This is a genomic window from Floridaenema aerugineum BLCC-F46 (assembly GCF_041929345.1).
In the GTDB taxonomy this organism is placed as follows: Bacteria; Cyanobacteriota; Cyanobacteriia; order Cyanobacteriales; family Aerosakkonemataceae; genus Floridanema; species Floridanema aerugineum.
Window position 1 is genome coordinate 39348 of sequence record NZ_JBHFNQ010000235.1, and the last position, 6404, is coordinate 45751.

Annotated in this window: 4 protein-coding genes and 1 pseudogene; 2 read left to right on the plus strand and 3 right to left on the minus strand. The window is 39.1% G+C overall.

The annotated features are described in order from the left end of the window. Window positions 1-17: 17 nt before the first annotated feature. Complete coding sequence (gene uraD / locus ACE1CC_RS33010) at window positions 18-527, minus strand: 2-oxo-4-hydroxy-4-carboxy-5-ureidoimidazoline decarboxylase (RefSeq protein ID WP_413274675.1); 510 nt, start codon at window positions 525-527, stop codon at window positions 18-20. 92 nt (window positions 528-619) lie between these two features. After that, on the minus strand, window positions 620-1975 hold the full coding sequence (locus ACE1CC_RS33015; RefSeq protein ID WP_413274676.1) for an FAD-binding oxidoreductase: 1356 nt from the start codon (window positions 1973-1975) through the stop codon (window positions 620-622). A 399-nt stretch (window positions 1976-2374) separates the two neighbouring features. Here ACE1CC_RS33015 and ACE1CC_RS33020 point away from each other — a divergent pair, with 399 nt between their 5' ends. Further along, window positions 2375-5107: an EAL domain-containing protein gene (locus ACE1CC_RS33020; protein ID WP_413274677.1), complete on the plus strand. Its 2733-nt coding sequence runs from the start codon at window positions 2375-2377 to the stop codon at window positions 5105-5107. Window positions 5108-5152: 45 nt separating this feature from the next. Then, the gene (gene era / locus ACE1CC_RS33025; RefSeq protein ID WP_413274678.1) at window positions 5153-6106 is read left to right on the plus strand and encodes a GTPase Era; all 954 of its coding nucleotides are present in this window, start codon (window positions 5153-5155) and stop codon (window positions 6104-6106) included. Window positions 6107-6116: 10 nt separating this feature from the next. Here era and ACE1CC_RS37000 read toward each other — a convergent pair. Next, window positions 6117-6266: pseudogene (locus ACE1CC_RS37000) on the minus strand (RNA-guided endonuclease TnpB family protein); the annotation flags it as partial. Between the last annotated feature and the right edge of the window lie 138 nt (window positions 6267-6404).

Genomic DNA, 6404 nt, shown 5'->3' on the forward strand with positions numbered 1-6404 from the left:
TTTCAAACTTTTAATTTTTAACTGTCTTGGACAATAATCAAATCATTTAAACGAAATTTGGCAATTTGGGCTATTTCGGTTAATGCCTGTGCCATTTCTGCTTCTGGCGAATTTTTAATCCTTTGTTCAAAAGCAGCTAAAATGCTATTTTTTGTATGATTTTTAACGGCAATAATAAAGGGAAAACCAAATTTATCTTTGTAAGATTGATTCAGGGAATGAAATCTTTGATATTCTTCAGGTGTTAATCTATCCAAACCTACGCCAGCTTGTTCTTTTACGGAAGCTTCCGCCATTTTTGCTTTAGTTCCTAAGTCTGGATGGGCGCAAATTAAGTTTAATTGTTGTTCTTTGCTGGCTGTTTGTCCGACTTCTACCATACTTTGATGTAGGGCGGATAAGTCAGCGAAAGGGCGTTTTTCCCAAGCATTTTTCGGCACCCAAGGTGAATGTTCAAAGATTGTTGCTAAAGCTTCGGTAAAAGCTTCTTGATTCATTTGATTGAGTTGAGAAATGGTATATTGCATAGTTAATTTGTGAGTTGTTGGGTTAAATTTATTACAGGGAAATGGTGCGTTACGTTAGACTAACGCACCCTACGGATTGTCCTAAAAATAATTTAAGTACGTTCCATCCAACCGCGCATTTTGCCGGGGTTCATTAAACCGTAAGGATCGACCATTTCTTTAAATTTGACTTGGGCGATATCAACAGTTTTTCTCCCGCCATCTTCTAATATATGGACATGAGGATTGGGGATGAAAATTCCGCGTTTTTCGTGATAGTGAATAATTTCATTTAAGCGTTCTTCTGTGGTGAAGCGAACTACTTGCAATCCTGCGGGAACGGCTACCCCAGCAATCCGCAAAAATTCCAAGTGCATCATTACTTCACCACCGAAATGATAATATAACTCTTCAACTAGTGAGAGATTTTTATCGGGGGGGAAAACGCTTTGCAAATATGTTAAGGAACTATCGACATTTCGGGCGTGTAAAGTTGTATGATTCCAAGTAAATTCGGCAATATTAAAACCTTTACCTGCATCTTGGGCTGATTTTTGATATGTAATTTTGCCGTCAAATTGCTGGACTAAATCTTGTAAGGGTTCTAAACTGGTTTCTGATACGATTAATAGGGCGGCATGGGTGTTGTCTGGAAGATACGATCGCAAAGCCGTAAAATAAGTAGGAATCGGCCATGCAGTAAGACAAATTAACTTTTTAATCATCCCATCTGCATCAGCCAAAGTTTGCCCAAATTTGGCAGATGTCATAAAATCATCGAAAGTGACTATTATTTCTGCCCAAGGATATGCAGGCGCTAAGGGAATTTCTAATTCTGTGATAATGCCATTCACACCCCAAGCATGATTGACTTTTTGCACATCATCTCCCCGCAATTCAATTACACGGGGTTGGTCTTCCATTGTAATAACTTTTAATGCTAAAAGATTGCCGCGATCGCCAAGTAAGCCATAATTAATTGAACCTATTCCACCACTTCCCCCAGCAATAAAACCCCCAATTGTCGCAGTACGATAAGTAGAAGGAGCCATTCGCATTTCCCAGCCAATTTCTCTGGCTTTTTTATCTAACTGCGCCAGTTTCACTCCCGCTTCTACCCTGGCTACCCCTGGCTTTACCCACAAAATTTCCTGCATTCGCGTCATATCTAGAATGACACCACCATGCAAAGGTACGCATTGTCCATAATTACCCGTTCCTGCACCGCGCACTGTCAGAGGTATTTTATACTCAACGCAAGCCGCTGCTACTCGGAGAACTTCGGCTTCGTTCACCGGACGAACTACCACATCTCCGGTTTTTCCGGCTAACTTCGGTTGCAATACAGGACTAAAAGTATGATAATCCTGTGAAAGCTTTGCCACCTGCACTGGATCAGTAATTACCTCAATTCCAGGAAATAGGGTGGAAGCATCCCAATCTTTTGATTTTGTTGGAGTTAATGTCATTGCCGTAAGTTAGTCTTTGACTATGAACAATATTAAAATGCCTGTTACAGAAAGTTTGTGTTTTTGTTGGCAATTAATCAGGTGTAAAATAAAAGATTAACCTAATTTTAAGAGAGGGAACTGAGGATTACAAGGAATTTTTGTCAATAGCTCCGCTCAACCAGGCTCCTTCCCCTGACTGCGAATTGGAACTAATACCATAAATTTGTTAGAGAATTTATTTAATTAATGTAAATTTAAATAAATTAAATCTAATTTTATGAATTACTAAGAGAAATAAAGTAAAATTATATACAAAGACATATACTAAAAATCTTTTAAGGATGCCAAAGTAGAGCAAATAGTTAAATTTAGCTAAGAGTAACATAACAGCCTATTCGGAGTAATTAGATTAAGAGCATGGCTCAAGAAGAAAGTAAAACAACATCTCAGTTACAAGAAGAAATAGAGGCGGCTTCACTCAGCGCCGAGGAGAGCTTACTGAATCGAATTGCTACTAAAATCCGTCGTTCCTTGGAGTTACCAGAAATTTTAACAACGACGACGGAAGAAATTCGGGCTTTTTTAAATACAGACAGAGTAAAAATTTATTCATTTCATGCTGATGAGAGTGGCGAAGTAATTGCAGAGTCTATCAATAATCATCGTTTACCTTCTCTGTTGGGTTTACGTTTTCCGGCTGACGATATTCCATATCATGCGCGTCAGATGTTTTTGAAAGCCCGTCAAAGGGTAATTGTCGATGTGGCTGCTGGGCGAAAAATTCTCAGTCAATTAGATTGTCCACATACGGGAGAAAGCTTAATCTCGGAGGATATTCGTTACTGTCAAGTAGATGAGTGTCATGTAGAATATCTATCGACAATGGGGGTGCGTTCTTCGTTAACTGTGCCAATTTTGCACCAAAATCAACTTTGGGGTTTGTTGGTTTCTCATCATGCAAAACCGCGCCGCTATACGGAAAGAGAGTTAAAAATTGTGCAATTGTTAGTCGATCAATTATCGATCGCGATCGCTCAATCCGATCTACTGTTTCGCGCCAGAAATCAAGCAGAACACGAAGCAACTATCAATCAAATCAGCCAAATTTTACACTCCCCAATCAACATTTTTAAAATTCGCCAAACCGTCCTCGAACAAGCAGTCAAAGTCCTAGATGCTTCTGGTGGCAGATTATATATTACGCCCAATGGCATAGGAGAATCTGCACAAGTTTTTGTCTGTGGTAAACAAGCAAATATACCGGAACTGGAAGAAACTCTGTTTTGGCAAAAAATTATTGAATTAGACAAAAACAAGCAGGCAGAATATCTTAACTCCTCTATTTTATCCCAATCTTGGTTACTACCGAAACCAACCATCAAAACTAATTTTTTTCCCAAAGATTCAAGCAAATCTATAGAGGCAACAAATCTAGAATCTCCTGATAATAAACATCCTGTTTCGCAGATTTATATTATTACCGATATCTACCAAGAACCTCAATTTAAAGAATTAATTCCGGCATTTAAAACCACTGGCATTCGCTCTTTGTTAATTGTACCATTGCGATATCATCAACAATGTGTAGGTTGTCTGACAATATTTAGAAATGAAATTGAAACGGAAACATTATGGGCGGGAAGACTCAGAAAAGACAAAAGAAACTCTCGTCCTCGGAGATCTTTTCAAGCTTGGCGAGATGTGAGAAAAGGACAAAGTAAAGAGTGGACTCAAGATGAAATTAAGTTAGGGCAAGCTTTGGGATTACATCTTTATATGGCTGTGATGCAAAAGCGGGTGGAAGATACAATTAAACATCAAGCTTCTCATGATTTACTGACAGGTTTACCGAATAGATTGCTATTTAGCGATCGCCTTTCCCTAGAATTAGCTCATCTGCAACAAGGTGGCAAAATGCTGGCGGTAGCGTTTCTCGATTTAGATTATTTTAAAAACATTAATGATACTCTCGGTCATGCTACAGGCGATCAATTATTACAACAAGTTGCCCAAAGATTGCAAGCTTGTTTACGAGAAGGAGATCTAGTAGCGCGTTGGGGCGGAGATGAATTTACGATCTTATTAGCTGGGGTTCAGAGTGCGGAAAATGCTGTTCATATTGTAGAACGAATTCTGCACGTAATTAGCGCTCCTTTTAATTTTAGCGGTCAAGAATTTTACGTCAAAGCTAGTATTGGAATTGCCTTTGCTCCTTATGATGGTGAAGATGCAGAAACGCTGCTGAAAAATGCCGATGCTGCTATGTATAAAGCCAAGCAAAAAGGGCGAAATAACTATCAAGTATATACACCAGCGATCGGGGATAAAGCCCTAGAACGCATGGTGTTGGAAAATAATTTATACAAAGCCCTACAAAGAGCCGAATTTTTATTACATTACCAACCCCAATTAGATATAAATACAGGTAAAATTGTCGGGATGGAAGCATTAATTCGCTGGCAATCTGTAGAGAAAGGATTAATTCGCCCCGATCAATTTATTCCGGTGGCGGAAGAGACGGGATTAATCTTTCAAATTGGCGAATGGGTATTAAGAACCGCCTGCGAACAAAACAAACTTTGGCAACAAGCTGGTTTACCACCAATCCGCGTCGCAGTCAACCTTTCTGCTAGACAATTTCAGCAACAAGATTTGGTAAAAACTATTGCTAAAGTGTTGCATGAAACCGGGTTAAAACCAGAGTATTTAGAAATAGAAATTACTGAGAGTATTGCCATCCAAGATGTAGACTTTACAATTGCAGTGTTGCATACTTTAAGAAGTATGGGAATACATATTTCTATGGATGATTTTGGTATAGGTTACTCTTCCCTGTGGTCGCTGAAAAGATTTCCCTTAGATAAATTGAAAATCGATCGCTTATTCATTCATGATTTTATCAGCCATCCCAAAGATGCCGCAATTATTACCGCGATCGTTGATTTGGGGCACGCATTAAACTTAAAATTAATTGCCGAAGGAGTAGAAACAGCAGAACAATTAAAATTTTTGCGATCGATAAATTGTGATGGTATCCAAGGTTATTTCTTTAGTCCCCCTGTCACTGCTCAAGCTGCTACTGAAATACTGAATAATCAAACTAAAACCTTACCAAAGCTAGATTATTTGAAAACCGATCGTTTGGCTTAATTAAGCAGAATCAGGGCAAAAGCAATTATCAAGGTTGATGAGCAAATGAGTAACCAAGAAGACAATTTCCAGCAATCAGAAATATTTACTATCCCCGTTGCACCACCGGGGTTTAAATCAGGTTTTATCGGCATTATTGGTCGTCCTAATGTGGGCAAATCTACCCTAATGAATTTGTTAGTAGGACAAAAAATTGCCATCACTTCCCCAGTAGCGCAAACTACCCGCAATCGCTTGCAAGGAATTTTAACCACAGAAACAGCCCAAATAATTTTTGTCGATACTCCCGGTATTCATAAACCCCATCACCGCTTAGGGGAAGTTTTGGTAAAAAATGCCCAAGTTGCGATGCAATCAGTGGATTTATTGTTGTTTTTGGTGGATGCTTCCCAAGAGGCGGGAGGAGGCGATCGCTTTATTGTCGAACTATTAGAAAAAACCAAAACCCCAGTAATTTTAGGATTGAACAAATTAGACCAACAACCCGCAAATTTTCAACCGATTGATGATAGTTACATTCAAATAGCTAAAAAATATAACTGGCCTTTTGTCAAATTTTCCGCTCTGACAAGTGAAGGAATAGAAACACTTAAAGACTTATTAATTAGTAAATTAGAAACAGGGCCCTATTATTATCCCCCGGATTTAGTCACCGATCAACCAGAACGTTTTATTATGGGCGAATTAATCCGCGAACAAATTTTGTTGCTAACTCGCGAAGAAGTTCCCCACTCAGTAGCAGTGACAATTGAGCAAGTAGAAGAATCGGCAACAATTACTCGCGTTTGGGCAACAATTCATGTTGAACGTGATTCTCAAAAAGGTATTTTAATCGGTAAAGCTGGCGGAATGCTTAAAGCAATTGGTAGCGCCGCTAGGGAACAAATGCAAAAGTTAATTGCTGGGAAGATTTATTTAGAATTATTTGTGAAAGTGCAACCAAAATGGCGACAATCTCGCCTACGTTTGGCTGAATTTGGCTACAAAGTCGAAGATTGACACTCTCCCGTCACAGCGTTAGCTTGACGGGAGATTCTTGTTTCTTCGAGTGCTGCTTTTTGGTACTAGTACCAACTAGTCTTACGCTCTCTCCACAAGCTTGAAATTCGGTATGTCCTACCGTATTTGTTGACAGAATTTTAATACCTTCTTCCCTAATGATTAAAGTCAACGACTCTCTCACGAGAGCCGTTGCTCTCCAAAACCGTACTTGATACTTTTCGCATCATACGGCTCCTCAGTGAAATAGTGTTTGTCACACAAACGTCATTACCAGCATATCGTTAACCCATTTAAT